17 protein-coding genes are annotated in these 22,515 nt (G+C 66.7%); 14 read left to right on the forward strand and 3 right to left on the reverse strand.

Annotation, left to right across the window (positions count from 1 at the left end; genetic code table 11):
- The 11 genes from ABE485_RS08800 to ABE485_RS08850 form a co-directional block, all read left to right on the forward strand.
- The coding region (locus tag ABE485_RS08800) for a penicillin-binding transpeptidase domain-containing protein (RefSeq protein ID WP_346514911.1) at positions 1–1,408 on the forward strand (1,408 nt) is incomplete at its 5' end.
- A 55-nt stretch (positions 1,409–1,463) separates the two neighbouring features.
- The gene (gene clpA / locus ABE485_RS08805) at positions 1,464–3,776 is read left to right on the forward strand and encodes an ATP-dependent Clp protease ATP-binding subunit ClpA (RefSeq protein WP_346514912.1); all 2,313 of its coding nucleotides are present in this window, start codon (positions 1,464–1,466) and stop codon (positions 3,774–3,776) included.
- On the forward strand, positions 3,776–5,092 hold the full coding sequence (locus ABE485_RS08810; protein WP_346514913.1) for a paraquat-inducible protein A: 1,317 nt from the start codon (positions 3,776–3,778) through the stop codon (positions 5,090–5,092). The genes clpA and ABE485_RS08810 overlap by 1 nt, the downstream gene beginning before the upstream one ends.
- A 38-nt stretch (positions 5,093–5,130) precedes the next feature.
- Positions 5,131–6,795 (forward strand): intermembrane transport protein PqiB, encoded by a 1,665-nt coding sequence (locus ABE485_RS08815; RefSeq protein WP_346514914.1) that lies wholly within the window; start codon positions 5,131–5,133, stop codon positions 6,793–6,795.
- Positions 6,796–6,849: 54 nt separating this feature from the next.
- Positions 6,850–7,545 (forward strand): PqiC family protein, encoded by a 696-nt coding sequence (locus tag ABE485_RS08820; protein ID WP_346514915.1) that lies wholly within the window; start codon positions 6,850–6,852, stop codon positions 7,543–7,545.
- A 151-nt stretch (positions 7,546–7,696) separates the two neighbouring features.
- The gene (gene putA, locus ABE485_RS08825; RefSeq protein WP_346514916.1) at positions 7,697–11,518 is read left to right on the forward strand and encodes a trifunctional transcriptional regulator/proline dehydrogenase/L-glutamate gamma-semialdehyde dehydrogenase; all 3,822 of its coding nucleotides are present in this window, start codon (positions 7,697–7,699) and stop codon (positions 11,516–11,518) included.
- Positions 11,519–11,761: 243 nt separating this feature from the next.
- Positions 11,762–12,907 carry a branched-chain amino acid ABC transporter substrate-binding protein gene (locus tag ABE485_RS08830; protein ID WP_346514917.1) on the forward strand — a complete coding sequence of 382 codons (1,146 nt, stop codon included), beginning with the start codon at positions 11,762–11,764 and terminating at the stop codon, positions 12,905–12,907.
- Positions 12,908–13,136: 229 nt separating this feature from the next.
- The gene (locus ABE485_RS08835) at positions 13,137–13,988 is read left to right on the forward strand and encodes a branched-chain amino acid ABC transporter permease (protein WP_369818557.1); all 852 of its coding nucleotides are present in this window, start codon (positions 13,137–13,139) and stop codon (positions 13,986–13,988) included.
- A complete protein-coding gene (locus tag ABE485_RS08840; RefSeq protein WP_346514918.1) occupies positions 13,985–15,073 on the forward strand; it encodes an ABC transporter permease subunit in 1,089 nt (362 codons plus the stop codon). The genes ABE485_RS08835 and ABE485_RS08840 overlap by 4 nt, the downstream gene beginning before the upstream one ends.
- Positions 15,070–15,873 carry an ABC transporter ATP-binding protein gene (locus ABE485_RS08845; RefSeq protein WP_346514919.1) on the forward strand — a complete coding sequence of 268 codons (804 nt, stop codon included), beginning with the start codon at positions 15,070–15,072 and terminating at the stop codon, positions 15,871–15,873. Before ABE485_RS08840 ends, ABE485_RS08845 begins: the two co-directional genes overlap by 4 nt.
- The gene (locus tag ABE485_RS08850) at positions 15,870–16,598 is read left to right on the forward strand and encodes an ABC transporter ATP-binding protein (protein ID WP_346514920.1); all 729 of its coding nucleotides are present in this window, start codon (positions 15,870–15,872) and stop codon (positions 16,596–16,598) included. The genes ABE485_RS08845 and ABE485_RS08850 overlap by 4 nt, the downstream gene beginning before the upstream one ends.
- Positions 16,599–16,642: 44 nt before the next feature.
- On the opposite strand, the gene ABE485_RS08855 is transcribed toward ABE485_RS08850, so the two are convergent.
- Positions 16,643–17,926 (reverse strand): MFS transporter, encoded by a 1,284-nt coding sequence (locus tag ABE485_RS08855; RefSeq protein WP_346514921.1) that lies wholly within the window; start codon positions 17,924–17,926, stop codon positions 16,643–16,645.
- A gap of 134 nt (positions 17,927–18,060) precedes the next feature.
- On the opposite strand from ABE485_RS08855, the gene ABE485_RS08860 reads away from it, so the two are divergent.
- Entirely contained in the window at positions 18,061–18,705 is a 645-nt protein-coding gene (locus ABE485_RS08860; RefSeq protein ID WP_346514922.1) for a TetR/AcrR family transcriptional regulator, read from the forward strand.
- Between the two features lie 154 nt (positions 18,706–18,859).
- A complete protein-coding gene (locus ABE485_RS08865) occupies positions 18,860–19,081 on the forward strand; it encodes an XRE family transcriptional regulator (RefSeq protein ID WP_346514923.1) in 222 nt (73 codons plus the stop codon).
- A 126-nt stretch (positions 19,082–19,207) separates the two neighbouring features.
- On the opposite strand, the gene ABE485_RS08870 is transcribed toward ABE485_RS08865, so the two are convergent.
- Positions 19,208–20,497, reverse strand: a complete 1,290-nt coding sequence (locus ABE485_RS08870; protein WP_346514924.1) for an Nramp family divalent metal transporter — start codon at positions 20,495–20,497, stop codon at positions 19,208–19,210.
- A gap of 132 nt (positions 20,498–20,629) precedes the next feature.
- Positions 20,630–21,055 (reverse strand): OsmC family protein, encoded by a 426-nt coding sequence (locus tag ABE485_RS08875; protein ID WP_346514925.1) that lies wholly within the window; start codon positions 21,053–21,055, stop codon positions 20,630–20,632.
- A gap of 291 nt (positions 21,056–21,346) precedes the next feature.
- On the opposite strand from ABE485_RS08875, the gene ABE485_RS08880 reads away from it, so the two are divergent.
- Positions 21,347–22,501 (forward strand): ABC transporter substrate-binding protein, encoded by a 1,155-nt coding sequence (locus ABE485_RS08880; RefSeq protein WP_346514926.1) that lies wholly within the window; start codon positions 21,347–21,349, stop codon positions 22,499–22,501.
- The last annotated feature ends 14 nt before the right edge of the window (positions 22,502–22,515 follow it).

Raw genomic sequence — 22,515 nt, forward strand, 5'->3', positions numbered from 1 at the left:
GCCCCTGGCGGCGCAGCGGCTGCTGCAGGAGGCCGGCGCCGCGCCCGGCGCGCGCCGCCCGGGCGCGCGGCCGCCGCTGGTGACGTCGACGCTGGACGCGGATATGCAGGCGTCGGTGGAACAAATGCTGCTGGATCGGGTCGATAGCTTGCCGCCCAAGGTATCGATGGCCGTGCTGGTGATGGACAACGACAGCCTGGAGGTCAAGGCCTATGCCGGGTCCGCGGATTTCTCCGACGATACCCGCTACGCCCACGTGGACATGGTGCGGGGCGTGCGGTCGCCGGGCTCCACGCTCAAGCCGTTCCTGTACGCCCAGGCGCTGGACGAGGGGCTGATCCACTCGGAAAGCCTGCTGATCGACGCGCCGATGTCGTTTGGCGGTTATGCGCCCGGTAATTTCCAGGCGGCGTTTTCCGGCCCCGTCAGCGTGGCGCAGGCCTTGCAGCGGTCGTTGAATGTGCCGGCGGTGGATCTGCTGGACCGCGTCGGCCCCGTCAGTTTTGCCTCTGTCATGCTGTCGGGCGGAGTGAAGTTACGTTTGCCCGCCGGCGCCGAACCGAATTTGAGCTTGATTTTGGGCGGGGGCGGCACCACATTGGAAGAACTGGTCGGCGCTTATCGTGCGCTGGCCCGTGGCGGCGTCTCGGGGCGGCCCCGGCTCAGGGCGGAGCAGCCCAGGGTCGAGTCCCGTATGATGAGTCCTGGCGCGGCCTGGATCGTTCGAGATATCCTGGAAGGCGGCGGTCACCCCGACCGGCCGTTCTACCAGTCGGGCAGTCCGGGGCGGCAACTGGCCTGGAAGACCGGAACCAGTTTCGGATTCCGGGACGCCTGGGCCGTCGGAGTGACCGACAGATGGACGATCGGCGTCTGGGTCGGACGCCCGGACGGCACGCCGAACCCGGGATTTTTCGGGGCGAATGTGGCGGCGCCGCTACTGCACGACATTGTGTCGGCGCTGCCGGAAGGCGCCCAGCAGGTCCGCGTCAAGCCCGAAACGGTGCAGGCGGCCGTGACGTGCTGGCCCTTGGGCTACAGGCTGGGCAGCGTGCCCTCGGGAATGTGTCCTGAACAGCGCGCGGCCTGGACGCTCAACGATACGGCGCCGCCGTCGTTTGCCGGCTACGCCGATGCCACGAAGGGGCCTTTGCGCCTGGGCGGCGTCGCCAGCGGTTCGGTGCTGCGGCCTGTGCCTGGCATGCGCCAAGTGGCGGTGGACGTGGATGTCCAGGGCGCCGAAGGCGAGGTATGGTGGATGCTCGATGGCCGTGTCGCAAGTCATGGCGCGGCGGGTCATCCGTTTAATTTGGTGCTGGCGCGGGACGGCCGGTATACGCTTACCGTCATGGATACACATGGCCGCCACGACAGCGTGGTTTTTGAAATCGCTGGCGTTACGCCATGATCGGCATAGAATATGAATCGTGTATTAGCCCGCTTCGATGCGTTACGGAGGAAGCGTGATTTCTCAAGAGCTTGAAGTCAGCCTGCATATGGCTTTCGTCGAGGCCCGTTCGGCCCGGCACGAATTTATTACCGTCGAGCACCTGCTGTTGGCGTTGCTCGACAACGCTTCGGCGGTCGAGGTCCTGCGCGCATGCGCCGCCAATCTCGATGACCTGCGCCGCAACCTGCGCCAGTTCGTCTCGGAAAATACGCCGGTCATCCCGAGCGGCGCCGAAGTCGACACGCAACCGACGTTGGGATTCCAGCGCGTCATCCAGCGCGCGATCATGCATGTTTCCGCCGGCGGCACGGGCAAGAAGCCTGTCACGGGCGCGAACGTGCTGGTGGCCATTTTTGGCGAAAAGGACTCGCATGCCGTGTACTACCTGCAACAGCAGGGCGTGACGCGGCTGGACGTCGTCAATTTCCTGTCTCATGGCATTACCAAACAGCCGCAGGTGGAGTCCGCCGCCGTGCAGAAAGAGCAACAGCCCAATGGTGAAGAACAGGGCGACTCCCGCCAGTCGCCGCTGGACCAATACGCCACCGACCTGAACGCCGCCGCGCTGGCTGGCCGCATCGATCCCCTGATCGGACGCGAGCACGAAGTCGAACGCGTCATCCAGGTGCTTTGCCGCCGCCGCAAGAACAATCCGCTGCTGGTTGGCGAAGCCGGCGTGGGCAAGACCGCCATCGCCGAAGGCCTGGCCTGGCGCATCACGCGCGGAGAAGTGCCCGAAGTCCTGCAGGCCGCCCAGGTCTATTCGCTGGACATGGGCGCGTTGCTGGCCGGCACCAAGTACCGCGGCGATTTCGAACAGCGGCTGAAGGGCGTGCTCAAGCAGATCCGCGGCAACCCCGACGCCATTCTGTTCATCGACGAAATCCACACGCTGATCGGCGCCGGCTCGGCCTCGGGCGGCACGCTGGATGCCTCCAACCTGCTCAAGCCGGCCCTGTCGTCCGGGCAGCTCAAGTGCATCGGCGCGACCACCTACACGGAATACCGCGGCGTCTTCGAAAAAGACCATGCGCTGTCGCGCCGGTTCCAGAAGATCGACGTGCCCGAACCCAGCATCGAACAGACCGTGCAGATCCTGCGCGGCCTCAAGAGCCGCTTCGAAGAACATCACAGCGTGCGCTATTCGGCTGCCGCGCTGTCGGCCGCCGCCGAGCTCTCGGCGCGCTTCATCAATGACCGCCATCTGCCCGACAAGGCCATCGACGTCATCGACGAGGCCGGCGCCGCGCAGCGTCTGCTGCCGCGTTCGCGCCAGAAGAAGGTCATCGGCAAGGTCGACATCGAGAACATCGTCTCCAAGATCGCGCGCATCCCGCCGCAGTCCGTCTCCAACGACGACCGCAGCAAGCTCGCCACGCTGGACCGCGACCTGAAAACGGTGGTGTTCGGCCAGGACGGCGCCATCGATGCGCTGTCGGCCGCCATCAAGATGGCGCGCTCGGGTCTGGGCAAGCCGGAAAAGCCGATCGGCGCCTTCCTGCTTTCCGGCCCCACGGGCGTGGGCAAGACCGAAGTGGCCCGCCAACTGGCGTTCACGCTGGGCGTCGAGCTGCTGCGCTTCGACATGTCGGAATACATGGAACGCCACGCCGTGTCGCGCCTGATCGGCGCGCCTCCCGGATACGTGGGGTTCGACCAGGGCGGGCTCCTGACCGAAGCCATCACCAAGCAGCCGCACTGCGTGCTGCTGCTCGATGAAATCGAAAAGGCGCATCCGGATGTCTTCAACATCCTGCTGCAGGTCATGGACCACGGCACCCTCACCGACAACAACGGTCGCAAGGCGGACTTCCGCAACGTCATCCTCATCATGACGACGAACGCGGGCGCCGAGACCTTGAACCGTCCGTCGATCGGGTTTGCGAATTCGCGGATGGTGGGCGACGAAATGGCGGAAATCCGCCGCATGTTCACGCCCGAGTTCCGCAACCGCCTGGACGCGATCATCCCCTTCGCCGCGCTGAACCACGAAGTCATCATGCGCGTGGTGGACAAGTTCCTCATGCAGCTGGAAGACCAGTTGCACGAGCGCCGCGTGGAAGCCGTATTCACCACGCGCCTGCGTGAACACCTTGCCAAGGAGGGGTTCGACCCGCTCATGGGCGCGCGTCCCATGCAACGCCTCATCCAGGACACCATCCGGCGCGCGCTGGCCGACGAGCTGCTGTTCGGCAAGCTGGTCGATGGCGGTTCGGTCACCGTGGACCTGGACGAGTCGGGCAAGGTTACGCTGGACTTCGACGACAGCGGCAAGCCGCCTTCGTCGGACGCGCCGGACAAGCAGGAAGTCGAACTAGTCGACTGATGACCGCGGACCGTCAGCCGCTGATCGAGTGTGAACACTGCGCAAGCATTTATCGCCGACATCAGCTTGAACCTGGCGAGACTGCCAATTGCGCCCGCTGCGGCGCCACACTGTGGCGCTACAGCGGGCTTACTTTGTCCAATTGGCTGGCGCTCGCCATCTCCGCCCTGATCGTCTTCGGGGTGGCCAACGCCTACCCGGTCGCTTCGATGTCCGTGCAGGGCATGGTCCAGCAGGCGTCCCTGCTGGACGCCATCTCCATTACCTGGCGCCAGGGCCACTGGGTGGTTGCCGTCATGACCGGGCTGGCCGGCTTCGGCTTGCCGCTGCTGCAACTTACCGTGTTGCTGTGGGTGCTGGGCCCCTTGTCTCGGGGCCGCGAACCGGCCGGTTTTCATGGCGCCATGCGCCTGCTTGGCTTTCTGCGGCCCTGGTGCATGGTGCCGGTGTTCCTGCTGGGCGTGCTGGTGGCGGTGGTCAAGCTGGCGGGCATGGCGGCGGTGTCGCCGGGTATCGGGCTGGGCGCGTTTGGCGTCCTGACCATCCTGCTCACCATGCTGGGCCGGCTGTCGCCCCACGTGCTGTGGCGCTACGCCGAAAGCGTGGGCGTGGTGCCCGTGCATGTGCCCCAGGCCGGTCCTGATGTGGTCCTGACCGGCTGCCACGTGTGCGGCCAGGTGCAGGCGCTGCCGCGCGACGCCGATCCCGAGGAACACCATCACTGTGTGCGTTGCGACGCGCTGGTGCATTACCGCAAGCCCGATCACCGGGCGCGGACCTGGGCGCTGCTGCTGGCCGCCGTGGTTTTCTACATCCCCGCCAATGTGCTGCCCGTGATGCAGGTCAGCTCCGTGCTGGGCGATAGCGCCCACACGATCCTGGGCGGCGTGGTCGAGCTCTGGGAAATGGGCTCGTGGGATATCGCCCTGATCGTCTTCATCGCCAGCGTGGCGGTGCCGCTGACCAAGCTGCTTGCGCTTATCCTGCTGCTGCTGACCGAGCAGTGGCGCAGCACGACCAACCTGCGGCCGCGTACCCGCCTGTATCAAATGGTGGAATTCATCGGCCAATGGTCGATGCTGGACGTGTTTGTCGTTATATTGCTGGCGGCGCTGGCCGATTTCCAGGGCTTGATGGAAATCAGCGCGGGGGCAGGCGCCGCCGCGTTCGGCGTTGTCGTCATCCTGACCATGCTGTCGGCCATGAGCTTCGATCTTCGCCGCAGCTGGGACCTGGAAGGCCAGAGTGAAATTGAATCAGCGCCGGTGCAGGCCCGGCGTTCGCCGGCAGCTGTCGCCGGTAAGGAAATGGGCTAGGAAGGCCGTTGTTCCCCGTCCAAAAAAAGGAAGAGTAGATGTCCGAGCAAGCTCCCGGATCTGGTGAAGAGAAGTTCGCGTCGCCCTCCATCTCGCGCAAAGAGAAGAGCCGGATCTCGTGGATCTGGCTGGTGCCCGTGGTGGCCGCGCTGATGGGCCTGTCGCTGGTTGTGCGGACCTGGATGCAGGCCGGGCCCGACATCTCCATCTCCTTCAACACCGCCGAAGGGCTCGAGGTCGGCAAGACCCAGCTGCGCTACAAGGACGTGAACATCGGCACGGTCAAGTCCATCGGCTTCAACGCCGACCGCAGCAAGGTGGTCGTGCAGGCCGAACTGGCCAAGGAAGTCTCGGACCTGGCGCGTGAAGGCACCAACTTCTGGGTGGTGCGGCCGCGCCTTGACGTGAGCGGCGTGTCGGGCCTGGGCACCCTGTTGTCGGGCGCCTACATCGGCGTGGACGCGGAAGAGGGCAAGGGCGAGTCCAACCGGGCCACCAAGCGCAGCTTCGAGGGGCTTGAAGTCCCGCCCGCCGTCACCCATGACCGCGCCGGCAAACGCTTCAAGCTCAGGGCCTCTGACCTGGGGTCGCTGGATATCGGTTCGCCGGTGTATTTCCGCCGCATCAACGTCGGCCGCGTGATCGGCTATGGCCTGGACAAGGACGGCGCCGCCGTGAATGTCGAGGTGTTCGTCGATGCGCCCAACGACAAGTTCGTCACCAACGGCACGCGCTTCTGGAATGCCAGCGGCGTGGATTTCAGCGTCAACGCCGATGGCCTGAAGGTGCGTACGCAGTCGCTGGTGTCGATGGCGGTGGGCGGCGTGGCCTTCGAGCCGGTCCAGACCGCCCGCGATGGCGGCGCGCAGGCGCCGGCCGATTCGAATTTCGACCTGTACGCCACGGAGGCTGCCGCCAAGGCCAATCCGGACGGCGAAGCCTTCCCGATCCGGATGCGTTTCGATCAGTCGATCCGCGGCCTGACCGTCGGTGCACCGATCGATTTCAACGGCATCACGCTGGGCAACGTTACGCAGATCACGCTGGACTTCGATCCGGAATCCAAGCGCTTCTACTCGCTGGTGGACGCCACGCTGTACCCGGAACGCCTGGGACGCGTATATGAGGAAGTGCGCGAGCGCGCCATCAAGGACGGCGATGTGGCGGGCGGCCGTTTGCTGGGTGTCATGATCAAGCATGGCCTGCGGGCGCAACTGCGCACCGCCAACCTGCTGACCGGCCAGCTCTACGTGGTGCTGGACGACTTCCCCAACGCCAAGCCGGTCGAGTTCAAGATGTCCGAGCCCGCGCTGATCCCGACGGTGCCGGGCAACCTGGACCAGCTGCAGCAGCAGGTGAGCAACATCGTCGCCAAGATCGAGAAGATTCCCTTCGACAAGATCGGCGAGGACCTGCGCGCCACGCTGTCCAGCACGTCCAAGCTGATGAACCGCCTGGACAAGCAGGTCGCGCCGGAAGCGCAGAAGATGCTCAGGCAGGCCAAGGAGTCGATGGCCGACATCAATGCGCTGCTGGCCTCGGATGCGTCGCTGCCGGTCAACACGGAACGGGCGATGCAGGAACTGAGCCGCGCGGCGCGTTCGCTGCGGGCGCTTGCCGACTTCCTGCAATCCAATCCCGAAGCCTTGCTGCGCGGCCGGGGCGCGGATCCCATCCCCGGCGCCGGCCCTGTCAGGAACTAGATACCCATGAAAAGCCGACTCTCACGCTGCGTTCGCTTCGCAACCCAGTCCCGGATGAACGCCGCGCCAGCCGGCCGGCGCCCGGCCGGCGCGTCGCGGCCCCGGGCCGTGCTGGCCGTGCTGGCCCTGTCCGGCGCGCTTGCGGCCTGCGGTTCGTCGCCGCCCGTGCACTACTACACCCTGCAGACGCCCGCGGCCGCCCGGGCGCCCGGCGCGCCGACCGCCTCGTTTCTCATCGAGGTGCAGGCCGTTTCGATTTCCACCCAGGCCGACCAGCCCCAGCTGATGGTGCGCACCGGCGACGGCAGCGTGTCGGCCCTGTACTCCGAGCGTTGGAGTTCGCCGCTGGGCGACGAGCTGCGCGGCGCCTTGTCTGACGCCCTGAAGCGCGAGCTTGGCGCGCTGGATGTCCAGGTGGTCAAGCCCGCCCCGGGCGCGCCTGTCTGGCGCGTGCAGACGGATGTGCAGCGCTTCGAGCTGGTCTCGGGCAGCATGGCGCAGCTGGATGCGACGTGGCGGGTGCGTCCGGTCAACATGAAGGGTTCCGGCCTGTTGTGCCGCAGCGTCGTTACCGAACCGGTGGCGGATTCCGCCGTGCCCAGCCTGATCGCCGCCCAGCAGCGGGCGGTGGTGAGCCTGGCCGGCGTCATGGCTACGGCGATCCGCGGCCAGACGCCCGCCGGAACCGCTTCGGTACAGATGATGGGATGTTCCGCGCTGAAGGACCAAACCGGGGACGGTGCGGGATAAACCTCGCGATCTCAAGCGGTTAACTTGGCGTTGACCTAGGGTTAACCTTAATACAAACGCGGTTGCAACCTGTCTAGCATACGGTCCTACCCATGCTGGGTTTCGTTCGGGCCCAGTATTACCTTTGCCATGCGACAGGAAGCAATCTCTTATGGCCAGCACGACCCTCGGCGTCAAAGTCGACGACGCACTCCGCGACCGCCTGAAAGCCGCCGCCCACAAGCTCAACTGCACGCCCCATTGGCTGCACAAGCAGGCGATCCTTTCCTACCTGGACAAGATCGAGCGCGGCCATCTTCCCGCCGAGATGTCCCACCTGGGCGCTGACGCGGCCAGCGAGGAAGAGACGGCCGAAGGCCATTCGGCCCCGACCCCGCCGTTCTACGAGTTCGGCCAGGACGTGCAGCCGCAGTCCGTGCTGCGCGCGGCCATCACCGCGGCGTACCGCCGCCCCGAACCGGAATGCGTTCCGCTGCTGCTGGGCCAGGCCCGCATGCCCAACCTGGAAAAGGTGCATGCGATGGCGGCTGGCCTGGTCAAGAAGCTGCGCGGCAAGCGCAGCGGCGGCGGCGTCGAAGGCCTGATCCAGGAATTCTCGCTGTCCAGCCAGGAAGGCGTGGCGCTGATGTGCCTGGCCGAAGCGCTGCTGCGCATTCCGGACCGCGCCACCCGCGATGCGTTGATCCGCGACAAGGTTGCGCGCGGCGACTGGAAATCGCACATGGGCGGTTCGCAATCGCTGTTCGTGAACGCGGCCACGTGGGGCCTCATGATCACCGGCAAGCTGGTCGCCGTGAGCAGCGAGCAATCGCTGTCCAAGGCGTTGACTCGCCTGATCGGCAAGGGCGGCGAGCCCCTGGTGCGCAAGGGCGTGAACATGGCCATGCGCATGATGGGCGAACAGTTCGTGTCGGGCCAGACCATTTCCGAGGCGCTGGCCAACAACCGCAAGATGGAAGCGCGCGGCTTCCGCTATTCCTACGACATGCTGGGCGAGGCCGCCACCACGGCCGAGGACGCCGAACGCTATTACGCGTCCTACGAGCAGGCCATCCACGCCATCGGCAAGGCCGCCGCCGGCCGGGGCATCTATGAAGGCCCGGGCATTTCCATCAAGCTGTCGGCCCTGCATCCCCGCTATTCTCGCGCGCAGCGCGAACGCGTCATGGCCGAACTGCTGCCGCGCGTGAAGGCGCTGACGGCGCTGGCCCGCAGCTACGACATCGGCCTGAACATCGACGCCGAAGAGGCCGACCGCCTGGAGATCTCGCTGGACCTGCTGGAGGCGCTGTGCTTCTCGCCGGAACTCGAGGGCTGGAACGGCATCGGCTTCGTCATCCAGGCCTACCAGAAGCGCGCGCCGTTCGTGATCGACTACGTGATCGACCTGGCCCGCCGCAGCCGTCACCGCGTGATGGTGCGCCTGGTCAAGGGCGCCTACTGGGATAGCGAGATCAAGCGCGCCCAGGTGGACGGCCTGGAAGGCTATCCGGTCTATACGCGCAAGCTGTACACGGACGTGGCCTACCTGGCCTGCGCCCGCAAGCTGCTGGGCGCGCCCGAAGCCGTGTATCCGCAGTTCGCCACGCACAACGCCTACACGCTGGCGGCCATCTACCAGCTGGCCGGGCAGAACTACTACCCGGGCCAGTATGAATTCCAGTGCCTGCACGGCATGGGCGAGCCGCTGTACGACGAAGTGGTCGGACCGCTGACGCAGGGCAAGCTCAACCGCCCGTGCCGCATCTATGCGCCGGTCGGCACGCACGAAACGCTGTTGGCGTACCTGGTGCGCCGCCTGCTCGAGAACGGCGCCAATACCTCGTTCGTGAACCTGATCGGCGACGACAGCATCCCGGTCGAGACTTTGGTGGCCGATCCGGTCGAAGCGGCCGCGCGCATCGTGCCGCTGGGCGCGCCCCACGAGAAGATTCCGCTGCCGCGCGAGCTCTACGGCAATCTGCAGCAGGGCGCCCGCGCGAACTCGGCCGGCCTGGACCTGAGCAACGAACATCGCCTGGGATCGCTGTCCGCCGCGCTGCTGGCCAGCGCCGGCACGCCGTGGCGCGCCGCGCCCATGCTGGGCGAGGGCGGCGAGGTATGGGATGCCGCCCGGGCCATCGAAGTGCGCAACCCCGCCAATCTGCGCGACGTGGTGGGCCACGTTATCGAAGCGCAGGCCGACGAAGCCGAACTTGCCTTGCGTGCCGCCGCCAACGCCGCGCCCATCTGGCAGTCCACGCCGGTGGCCGAGCGGGCCCAGTGCCTGCGTCGCGCCGCGCAATTGCTCGAAGAGCAGATGCAGACCCTGTTGGGCCTGATCGTGCGCGAGGCCGGCAAGTCGCTGCCCAACGCCATCGCCGAGGTCCGCGAGGCCGTGGACTTCCTGCGCTACTACGCCGACCAGGCCGAGCGCGAGTTCAGCAACGACACGCATCGCCCGCTGGGCACGGTGCTGTGCATCAGCCCGTGGAATTTCCCGCTGGCCATCTTCACCGGCCAGGTCGCGGCCGCGCTGGCTGCGGGCAACACCGTGCTGGCCAAGCCGGCCGAGCAGACGCCGCTGATCGCGGCGCAGGCCGTGGCCATCCTGCATGCAGCCGGCGTGCCTGCCGGCGCGGTGCAGCTGCTGCCGGGCCGCGGCGAAACCGTGGGCGCCCAGCTGGTTGCCAATCCCGGCGTGCGCGGCGTGATGTTCACCGGTTCCACCGACGTGGCGCGCATCATTGCGCGCACGCTGGCTGACCGGCTGGATGACGACGGCCATACCATTCCGCTGATCGCGGAAACCGGCGGCCAGAACGCCATGGTGGTGGATTCGTCGGCCCTGTCCGAGCAGGTCGTGTTCGACGTGCTCAGCTCCGCTTTCGATTCGGCCGGCCAGCGCTGCTCGGCGCTGCGCGTGCTGTGCGTGCAGGACGACAACGCCGACCACGTGCTGACGATGCTGCGCGGCGCCATGCGCGAACTCGCCGTCGGCAACCCCGACCGCCTCTCGGTGGACGTGGGCCCGGTCATCGACACCGAGGCGCGCAACGGCATCCAGCGGCACATCGAGTCGATGCGCACGGCGGGCCACCGCGTGGACCAGGTCGAACTGAATGGCGAATGCCGCCATGGCACCTTCGTGCCGCCCACCATCATCGAGATCGACCACATCAGCGAGCTGACGCGCGAAGTGTTCGGCCCGGTGCTGCACGTGGTGCGCTACAAGCGCGATGAACTCGACGCGCTGCTCGACGCCATCAACGGCACGGGCTATGGCCTGACCTTCGGCGTGCACACCCGCATCGACGAAACCATCGCCCACGTGACCGGCCAGGTCCATGCCGGCAACGTCTACGTGAACCGCAACATCGTGGGCGCCGTGGTGGGCGTGCAGCCGTTCGGCGGCGAATGCCTGTCCGGAACCGGTCCCAAGGCGGGCGGCCCGCTGTACATGTACCGCCTGCTGGGCACGCGCCCGGCGGGCCTGCCGCCGGCGCTGGATGCCGCGGCGCCGCTGCCGCAGCGGATCGCGCTGCCCGGTCCCACCGGCGAGACCAACACCTACATGGTCGAGCCGCGCGGCGCGGTGTATTGCGTGGCGGCCACCGATGCCGGCGCGCGCGCCCAATGGTCGGTCGCCAGGCTGACCGGCAACCATGCCTGGTTCGCGGACACGCCCGCGGCGCAGAAACTGCTGTCCGGGCTGGACGCCGAGCAGCAGGGGCAGGCGGGCATTCTCGCCGACGCCGAAATCGACCAGGCGGATTACCACGCCGTGCTGTTCGAAGGCGATGGCGATGCCTTGCAGGCGCTGAACCAGCGCATCGCGCAGCGTCCGGGCGCGATCCTGGCGGTGCATGGCCTGACCCCCGACGCCTTGGCGGCGGGCGCCAGCTATGTGCCGGAACGCCTCCTGACCGAGCGGTCCATCAGCGTGAACACGGCGGCGGCCGGCGGCAACGCCAGCCTCATGACCATCGGGTAATCGTGACCAAGGGGTAACCCTTGGGAACCCAAGGGTTATCTCCAATATCGGGCTAGGTTGCACTGGAAGCAAAATCCGGTCGCACCTCTGGCTTGGCTGTCGCAATCCGGCATCCAGGCTTTGCAGAAAATGCATGCGCGGGACCCGTCGATCAGCGGGCCCGCGGTAGTAAAAAAACCAAAAGCCTGGCTAAAAGCTCAGGTATAACAAGGCCTTAAGTCCGACCTATCGGAGGATACCCCCATGAAGTTCCGCACCACTTTGAAGCTTCTTGCCGCCAGCATTGCCGCCGCCGGCATGACCGCCGCCGCCCAGGCTGCCGACATCAAATTCGGCTTTGCCGCGCCGCTGACCGGTCCGCAGTCCCACTATGGCGAGGACATGCAGAACGGCCTGAACCTGGCCCTGGAAGAAGCCAACAAGAAGGGCATCAAGGTCGACGGCCAGCCGGCCAAGTTCGTGCTGGTGTCGCGCGACGACCAGGCCGACCCGCGCGTCGGCGTGCAGGTCGCCCAGCAGCTCGTCGACCAGGACGTGATCGGCATCCTGGGGCACTTCAACTCGGGCACGACCATCCCGGCCTCGCGCGTCTACCATGAGGCGGGCTTGCCCCAGATCGCCATGGCGACGTCGCCGGAATACACCAAGCAAGGCTACGAAACCACGTTCCGCATGATGACCAGCGACACCCAGCAGGGCGCCGCGGTCGGCAAATTCATGGTGGAAAACCTGAAGGCCAAGAAGGTCGCGATCATCGACGACCGCACCGCCTACGGCCAGGGCCTGGCCGACGAAGTCGAAAAGGCGGTCAAGGCCGCGGGCGGCCAGGTCGTGCGCCGTGAATACACCACCGACAAGGCCAACGACTTCACGGCCATCCTGACCAACATCAAGGGTTCCGCGCCCGACGCCATCTTCTACGGCGGGCTGGATGCGCAGTCGGGCCCGATGAAGCGCCAGTTGGCCACGCTGGGCCTGAAGGCGCCGCTGGTCTCGGGCGAAATGACCCGCAGCGACACCTTCATCAAGCTGGCCGGCGACGCCGCCGACGGCACCTACGCCTCGCTGGCGGGCGTGCCGCTGGACAAGATGGCCGCGGGCAAGGACTTCGAGCAGAAATACCAGGCGCGCTTCAAGAAGGCGCCCGGCGTGTATGCACCGTATGCCTACGACGGCGCATGGAACATGATCACCGCCATCGAGCAGGCCGGTTCGGCCAAGCCCGAAAAGTACCTGCCGGCGCTGGCCAAGCTGAACCGCAAGGGCGCCACCAGCGAACACATCTCGTATGACGACAAGGGCGACCTGAAGGAAATCTCGGTCACCATCTACGAAGTCAAGAACGGCAAGTGGGAGATGGTTGAAACGATGGTCAGCCAGGCCAACTAAGGCGGGTTGAACGAGGGCGGAACCTGGCTGCGCCACGGTCCGCCCGCTCTGTCCGCAGGCGCCGTCCGGCGCCGCGGCGCGCTCACGCCAAGCCAGGCCATTGCGCCCTGGCCGCGACGCGCGTTTTTTCCAGGCTTATTCAGCGGCCCCTATGGATATCTTCATTCAACAACTGATTAACGGCGTCACGCTAGGCAGCGTGTACGCCCTGGTCGCCCTTGGCTACACCATGGTGTACGGCATCATCGGGCTGATCAACTTCGCGCATGGCGACGTCGTCATGATCGGCGCGATGGCGGCCACGACGATCGCCATTTCGCTGGTGGGCGGCGATCCCGGCGTCTCGGCCTTCGTGGTGCTTGGCGTGGGGCTGCTGGTCTCGGTGCCCCTGTGCATGGCGGTGGGCTGGACGGCCGAGCGCGTGGCCTACCGGCCGCTGCGGCGCGCGCCGCGCCTGGCCGCGCTGATCACGGCCATCGGCGTGTCCATCATCCTGCAGAACGTGGCGATGATGGGCTGGGGCCGCAACTACCTGAACTTCCCACAGGTGCTGTCGCCGCAGGTGTTCGAGTTCGCCGGCGCGCGCATGAGCACGCTGCAGATCGCCATTGTCGTGATCGCGGCGCTGATCATGGGAGGCCTGCTGGCCGTGGTGCACAAGACCCGGCTGGGCACGGCGATGCGCGCCACCGCGCAGAATCGGGAAGTGGCCGGCCTGATGGGCGTGAACATCAACACCGTGATTTCGGCGGCGTTCCTGATCGGCTCGGCGCTGGCCGCCGTGGCGGGCATGATGGTCGCCACCTATTACGGCGTGTCGCAATACACCATGGGCTTCATGCTGGGCCTGAAGGCTTTCACCGCGGCGGTGCTGGGCGGCATCGGCAACCTGGTCGGCGCCATGGCCGGCGGCCTGCTGCTGGGCATCATCGAATCGCTGGGCGCGGGCTACATCGGCGACCTGACGGGGGGCTTTCTCGGCAGCCACTACCAGGACGTGTTCGCGTTCTTCGTGCTGGTGCTGGTGTTGATCTTCCGTCCGTCGGGCCTGCTGGGTGAACGCGTGGGAGACCGCGCATGAGCACCTCTCTCAAACATAGCGGCTTTTCCACCCGCAACCTCATCGGCATCGCCCTCATCGGCATCGTGCTGGCGGTGCTGCCCTTCGTGATCGGCATGGCCGGCCAGAGCTGGGTGCGCATCCTGAACTTCGCGCTGCTGTACGTGATGCTGTCGCTGGGCCTGAACATCGTGGTGGGCTTTGCCGGGCTGCTGGACCTGGGCTACATCGCGTTCTATGCGGTGGGCGCCTATACGTGGGCGCTGCTGGCTTCGCCGCATTTCGGCCTGCATCTGCCGTTCTGGGCGATCCTGCCGATCGCGCTGGCGGTGGCGTGCCTGTTCGGCGTGCTGCTGGGGGCGCCGACGCTCAAATTGCGGGGCGACTACCTGGCGATTGTCACGCTGGGGTTCGGCGAGATCATCCGGATCTTCCTGAACAACCTGAATGCGCCCATCAACATCACGAACGGTCCGCAGGGCATCAACCGCATCGACACCTTCAAGGTGGGCGAGTTTGCGTTCGGCCGCACGGAGAGCCTGCTGGGCATCCGGGTCACGGGGCCGGAGAAGTACTACTACCTGCTGCTCGCGCTGACGCTGATCATCATCCTGGTCTGCGTGCGCCTGCAGAACTCGCGCATCGGCCGCGCCTGGGAGGCCATCCGCGAAGATGAAATCGCCGCCAAGGCGATGGGCATCAATACCCGCAACATCAAGCTGCTGGCCTTCGCGATGGGCGCGTCCTTCGGCGGCGTGGCGGGCGCGCTGTTCGCGTCGATGCAAGGCTTCGTCAGCCCCGAGAGCTTCTCGCTCATGGAGTCCATCTCCATCCTGTGCATGGTGGTGCTGGGCGGCATGGGCCACATCCCGGGCGTGATCCTGGGTGCGCTGATCCTGGCGGCCCTGCCCGAATTCCTGCGCGCGGTGGTCGAACCCGTCCAGCACATGTTGTTCGGCGCCGTGGTGCTGGATCCCGAGGGCATCCGCATGCTGCTGTTCGGCCTGGCCATGGTGTGCGTCATGCTGTTCCGTCCGGCCGGCCTGTGGCCGTCGGCGGTGCGCAAGCGCGAACTCGCGACCAAGACCCAGGGAGGCGCGGCATGAGCAAACTGCTGCAAGCCCAGGGCCTGGGCAAGCGATTCGGCGGCCTGCAGGCCTTGTCGGGCGTCAGCTTCGACATCGAGCAGGGCGAGATCTACGGCCTGATCGGGCCGAACGGCGCGGGCAAGACCACGCTGTTCAACGTGCTGACCGGCCTCTACATCCCGGAAGAGGGCACCTGCACGTTCAATGGCGAAACCATGACCGGCAAGAAGCCGCATGAGGTCGCCTTTGCCGGACTGGCCCGGACCTTCCAGAACATCCGCCTGTTCGCCAACCTGAGCGCCATCGAGAACGTGATGATCGGGCGCCACATGCGCACTCGGGCGGGTGTTCTTGGCGCCGTGTTGCGCACCCGCGCCACGCGCGCCGAAGAGGCCGCCATCGAGGCGCGCGCTCAGGAACTGCTGGACTACGTCGGCATCGGCCATCGCGCCAATGACGTCGCGCGTTCGTTGCCTTATGGCGACCAGCGCCGCCTCGAGATCGCCCGCGCGCTCGCGACCGAGCCCAAATTGCTGGCGCTGGACGAACCTGCGGCCGGCATGAACGCCTCGGAAACGGTGGTGCTGCGCAAGCTGGTCGAGAAGATCCGCGCGGACGGCGTGACGGTGCTGCTGATCGAGCACGACATGAAGCTTGTCATGGGCCTGTGCGATCGCGTGCTGGTGCTGGAATACGGGAAGGTGCTGGCGATGGGCAAACCCGCCCAGGTGCAGCGCGATCCCAAGGTCATTGAAGCGTACCTGGGCGCGGGGGCTGCCCAGGACCCGCTCATCCACAACGAGGGCCAGGCAACATGATGGCATCCCAACCCCTACTGGAGCTGCGCGGCCTGCAGGTGTCGTACGGCGGCATCCGTGCAGTGCGTGGCACCGACCTGCGCGTGGACGAAGGCGAACTGGTCTGCCTGATCGGCGCCAATGGCGCGGGCAAGAGCACGACGCTGCGCGCCATCTGCGGCCTGGTGCCGCTGGCCGGCGGCGAGATCGTCTATGCGGGGCAATCGATCGGCGGCCAGAAGTCGCATGAACTGGTGCGCAAGGGCCTGGTCATGGTGCCCGAGGGCCGCGGCATCTTCGGGCAGCTCACCATCGAGGAAAACCTGGCGATGGGCGGCTATATCCGCCGCGACGCGGCGCAGATCCGGCAGGACACCGACCGTGTCTTCACGCTGTTCCCGCGTCTGGCCGAACGCCGCAAGCAGGCGGCCGGGACGCTGTCGGGCGGCGAACAGCAGATGGTGGCGATGGGTCGCGCCATGATCGCGCGCCCCAGGCTGTTGCTGCTGGACGAACCGTCCATGGGCCTGGCGCCGCTGATGGTCGAGAAGGTCTTCGACGTGGTGCGCACGATCGCCAGCGAAGGGGTGACCATCCTGCTGATCGAGCAGAATGCGCGCCTGGCGCTGGAAAACAGCCATCGCGGCTACGTGATGGAGTCGGGCGAGATCACCTTGTCGGGCCCGGCCCGCGAGATGCTGCACGATCCCAAGGTGCGAGCGGCGTATCTGGGCGAGACCGAGTAGCCGCAAGGCGCGGGGCGGCGCTTGCCACCCCGCGCCGGGTTCACTCAGGCCGGCTGCGCCACGACGCGCTTCCTGCCGATCATCAGCGCCAGCACGGCAGCGACAAGCCCCGTCGCGCCCGAGATCACGAAGGCCATCAGATAGCTGCCTTGTGCATCACGCAGGGCGCCGGCCATCCACGCGGCGCTTGCCGCGCCCATCTGGTGGCCCGCCACGATCCAGCCGAAGACGATGGAGGCATCGCGTTCGCCAAAGGCTTCCGTGGTCAGGCGCAGCGTCGGCGGCACGGTGGCGATCCAGTCCAGCCCGAAGAAGATCGCGAAGATGGACAGGCTGTAGAACGAAAAGTCGGAGTAGGGCAGGTACATCAGCGACAGGCCGCGCAGCGCGTAGTAGACGAAGAGCAGCTTGCGCGGATCGTAGCGGTCGGTCAGCCAGCCCGACGCGGTCGTGCCGAACAGATCGAAGATGCCCATCACGGCGAGCAGGCCCGCCGCCTGCACTTCCGGCATGCCGTGGTCGCCGCAGAGCGCGATGAGGTGCGTGCCGACCAGGCCGTTCGTGGTGAAGCCGCACACGAAGAAGGTGGCGAACAAGTACCAGAACGTGCGGGTCCTGGCGGCGCGGGCCAGGGTCCCGAAGGTGGCGGCGATCATGCCGGTGCGCGGCGCGGCGGGTGCAGGCTGGGCGTGCGGATCGCTGCCGAACGGAACGAGTCCCACGCTGGACGGGCGGTCCGGCACCAGCCACCAGGCAAGCGGCACCAGCGCGGCGGCTGCGCCGGCCACGGTCCAGACCACCCGCGTCCAGTCGCCCGACGAGGCCAGCGCGGCCAGCACGGGCAGGAACACCAGCGTTCCGGTGGCGGCGCTGGCGGTCAGCAACCCCATCATCAGGCCGCGGTGCTTGACGAACCAGCGGTTGACGACGGTTGCGCCCATCACGATGGCGACCGCGCCGGACCCGATGCCCGAGAACACGCCCCAGGTCATGAGCAGGTGCCAGGGCTCGGTCATGTAGGCGCTGATGGCGCTGGACGCGGCCATGAGGATCAGCGCGCTGATCAGGACGCGGCGCAGTCCGAAGCGTTCCATGGCGGCCGCGGCGAACGGGCCGACCAGTCCGTACAGAAAGATGCCCAGCGCGGCGGCGAACGAGATCGAGCTGCGGCTCCAGCCAAAGGCTTCCTCCAGCGGCACCAGCAGCACGCTGGGCGAAGACCGCAGCCCGGCCGCGACCAGCAGCGAAAGGAAAATGACCGCTACAACCACGAACGCATACTTTTGGCCGGCGCGCCGGAAGGGGAAGGGAGGTTGGGCTATACTCATGTTACTTACCGGTACGTATTAGGGTTCGCGAATAGTACGTACCGGTCAGTAACATCGTCAAGCTTTTTTTGGCGACCCTGTTTTCGGGGCTGGCTGGGATTCTCTTCGGCCGCCCCGTGGAAAAGGAGCCGAGTATGGCCAGCAAGATTCCCGCCACCTCCCCGTCTTCCGGCAAGCCTGCCGCCAAGCCGCTGCTGGCGGCGGACCGCATACGCAAGACCGCGCGTGAAATGTTCTACCGCGACGGCATACGCGCGGTGGGCGTGGACGCGATCGTCACCCAGGCCGGCGTGACCAAGCCCAGCCTGTACCGCAGCTTTTCATCCAAGGATGAACTGGCTGCCGCCTACCTTCGAGACTACGACGCCGAATTCTGGGCGCGCTTTGACGCCGCGTGCGCGGCGCATCCGGGGGACCCCCGGGCCCAACTGCTGGACTACCTGTCCGGCCTGGGCGGCCGGGCGGTGCAGAACGGCTACCGGGGCTGCGGCCTGACGAATGCCGCGGTCGAATACCCCGAGCAGGACCATCCCGCCCGGGCGGTCGCCGTGGCCCATAAGCTGGAGCTGCGTCGCCGGCTGAACGCCATGGCCGCCGAAATGGGCGCGGCCGATCCCGAAGCGCTGGCCGACGGCCTGTTGCTGCTGATCGAAGGGGCCTTCGTGTCCAGCCAGCTGTTTGGCGAAGGCGGGCCGGCAGGCAGGGTGGCGGACATGGCCGACAAGCTGATCCAGGCCCACCTGCCTACCCGAACGGCGGAGGACGGCGCACAAAACTAGTGCGAAATAGGGTGCTGCATGCACCGTAATGGTGGTGTTTGTACCCATTGCGCAACGGGCAAAAAAATGTTTGTGATTTTTATTGCGGCGCAACAAACGCGGATCTAAGATGGGGTCGTGTTGTTCCACATCGCGCTTTCTCAAGGAGAGAATCATGAGCGATACCGCGTTGAAAAATGCCCGTATGTCGGATGCGCTGGAGCGGTCCCTGATCCGCGAGGCCATCAAGGCGGAAACCCTGTCCGGTCCGACCGCACGCTCGGCCTGGCTGCGCCTGAAAGTGCGCCTTGCGGCGCTGGGTGGCGCAGTGGGCGAAGTCCTGCACGACATGGACGCGGGCCGCAGGCAGCACCCGGTGGTCTCCGCCCACCACTGAGCGCAAGCATCAGCCTAGAAAAAACGCCAGCATCCGCTGGCGTTTTTTTTGTCTTGCCGTCTCTGGACCCGGCCCCTGCTTCTGGCGACGGGCTCGGGCAGCGGCGTCTTCCGATTCCGCCCGGCCTCAGGCCACCATGTCCACCAGCAGATAGCCGTCCAGCACGATGATGCTTGCGGTCGCGCCGATCGCGGCCCAGGCCCAGGCGCCGCGCAGCACGTATTTGCCCATCAGGCTCTTGCGGCAGGCCAGCACCACCAGCGGGCCCAGCGCGAAGGGCAGCGCCAGGCTCAGGATGACCTGGCTCAGCACCAGCAAGCCGTCCGGATCCTGGCCGCCCGTGAAGGCCAGCAGGCCCACGGCGGCGGCGCCCGCCACCAGCCGCGTCACCAGGGCGCGGCGGCGGTCCGACCAGTTGCTGCGCACCTGGAATCCCCGCGACAGGATGCGGCCGGCCAGCACGCCGGTGATGGTGGAGCTCTGCCCGGCGGCATAGAGCGCCACCGCGAACACGACGGCCGCGCCGATGCCCAGGGTATGGCCGATCACCGCATGGGCGTCGTCCAGGCTGGAAACGGCCATGCCCGAGCCGGACAGGGACGCGGCGGCCACGATCATGATGGCCGAATTGATCAGCATGGCCACGCCCAGCGACACGATGGTGTCGTTGCGCGCCACGCGCATCGCAAAGCCGCGCGCTTCGGCGGGCAGGTCCCGGGCGCGCTGCGCCAGCGATCCGGAATGCAGGTAGAGATTGTGCGGCATGAGGGTCGCGCCCAGGATGCCCAGGGCGATCAGGAACCCCTGCGGATCGCGCAGCGCCTTGCCTGTTTCCGTCACCCCGTGCGCCACCTCGGTCCAGGCCGGGTTCGCCTTGAACAGCAGGAACACGAACGACAGCGCCACCACGGACAGCAGCAGGGCGATCACGCGCTCGTGCCGGTCTGCGTTGCCGCGGGTCATCGTCAATACCGCGAACGTGCCGATGCCGGTGACGGCCACGCCGGCGATCAGGGGCAGCCCGAACAGCAGCCGCAACGCGATCGCGCCGCCGATGAGCTCGGCCAGCGCCGTGGCCAGGATGGCGGCTTCGCCCGCGACCCAGGCGGCCTTGGCGAGGCGGGGGGAAAGGTGCCGGGCCGTCAGCGTGGCCAGATCCTCGCCGGTGGCCAGCGCCAGGCGCGAAACCAGGACCTGGAATCCCAGCGCCAGGAAGGCCGACGTGATCACCACCATGAGCAGCCCGTAGCCGAAGCCGCTGCCGCCCGCGATATCCGTCGCCCAGTTGCCCGGGTCGATGTAGCCCACGGCGACCAGGATGCCGGAGCCGACCATGCGGCGCAGGTTTGCCGTGACCCGTGGGTCATGGGCCGTGGCGGCGTTGCCGCCCGATATCGCGTAGATGAAGCCGGTCATGCGATGCTCCTGAGAATGGTTCTCATTTTCCAGAAGCGACCGGTGACCGTCAAATTGATTTTGCCCAAACCCGGAATAGGGCGGGCCAATGATCCGGCCCCTTCAAGGGACCGGACCCGAACATGCCCCCGATCAGGACTTGAGCTTGGCGTCCATGGAGATCTTGGCGTTCAGCACCTTGGAAACCGGGCAGCCTTTTTCCGCCTTGCGCGCCGCTTCCTCGAAGGCTTGCGCGGAGGCGCCCGGAATGACCGCTTCCACGGTCAGGTGGACGGCGGTGATGGAAAAGCCGTCGTCGACCTTGTCCAGCGTGACTTCGGCCTTGGTGTCCAGGCTTTGCGCGACCATGCCGGCCTCGCCCAGGATGTTGGAAAGCGCCATGGTGAAGCAGCCGGCGTGCGCGGCGCCCAGCAGTTCTTCGGGGTTGGTGCCCGGCGTGTCGCCGAAGCGGGTATTGAAGCCGTACGGCTGGCTCTTGAGCGCGCCGCTCTGCGTGGAAATCGTGCCCTTGCCAGTCTTCAGATCGCCCGTCCAGGCGGCGGTTGCGGTTTTCTTCATACGTGACTCCTGTGAAGGAACGCGGCCGTGCGCGGCGCGTCCGGGGTGGGGAGGCGAGTCCGCCGGTGCGGGCGGTTCGCCTTGCCTCAGGCGGCATCGTCGATGATACGGCGCACCCGCATGCCCGACGCGGAAAACGGCCGTACGCAACGGCAAGCCGATGTAACGGGCCCCGCGTGCAGAGGGCACGCGACGTCGCGCGCAAGGTGGCCATGCGGCCGCGCAAAAGGCGCGCGCCGGGCATGAGGCAAAATAGCGGCATCCCTCACCACCTTCCCGAGAGCCGTTGTCATGTCCCGCATTCTTGCCCGCTACGCCTGCGCCGTCGCGCTGGCGGTTCCCGTCCTGTCCGCCCACGCCGAAATCGTCATCGGCGTGGACGTGTCCACGACGGGTCCCGCCGCCGCCATCGGCATCCAGACCAATAACGCGATCCGGCTGTGGCCGAACACGCTGGGCGGCGAGCCCGCGCGCTATGTGGTCCTGGACGACGGCACGGACGTCAGCCGCGCCGTGAAGAACATGCGCAAGCTGACCTCGGAAGACAAGGTCGACGCCATCGTGGGCCCCAACACCACGGCCGCCGCGCTGGCGGGCCTGGATGTGCTGGCCGAAACCGGCACGCCGATGATTGCGCTGGCGGCGTCCAGCGTCATCGTCGAGCCGCTGTCCGATCCCAAGCGCGCCTGGGCCTTCAAGATGCCGCAGAACGATTCGCTGATGGCGACCGTCCTGGTCGAGGACATGAAGAAGAAGGGCCTGAAGAACGTGGCCTTCATCGGTTTCGCCGATTCCTACGGCGACAGCTGGTGGAAAGAGTTCTCCGCCGCGGCGGGCTCGGACCTGAAGATCGTGGCGCAGGAACGCTTCCAGCGCACCGATGCGTCGGTGGTGGGCCAGGTGCTGAAGGTCATCGCCGCCAAGCCGGACGCCGTCCTGATCGCCGGCGCCGGCACGCCTTCGGCGTTGCCGCAGAAGACGCTGCTGGAACGCGGCTACACGGGCGCCATCTACCAGACGCACGGCATCGGCACGCTGGAGTTCCTGCAGGTGGGCGGCAAGGACGTGGAGGGTACGCTGTTCCCGACCGGGCCTGGCGTCGTGGCGCGCGAATTGCCGGACGCCAACCCTGTCAAGAAGGTGGCGGTGGAGTTCGCCGACAAGTATGAGCACCAGTACGGCCCCAACACGCTGACGCAGTTTGCCGGCGATGCCTACGGCGCCTGGATGCTGCTGGATTCCGCGGTGGCGCGGGCGCTGAAGACGGGCGCCAAGCCCGGGACGCCGGCGTTCCGCGTGGCGCTGCGCGATGCGCTGGAAAGCACGCGCGACCTGGTCGTGCCCAACGGCGTGCTGAATATCTCGAAGGACAACCACCAGGGTTTCGACGAGCGCGCGCGGGTCATGGGCATCGTCAAGAATGGACGGTTCTCGTACGCCGAATAAACGGTGCCATATCT

The organism is Achromobacter spanius, from assembly GCF_039673305.1.
Classification (GTDB): domain Bacteria; phylum Pseudomonadota; class Gammaproteobacteria; order Burkholderiales; family Burkholderiaceae_B; genus Achromobacter; species Achromobacter spanius_F.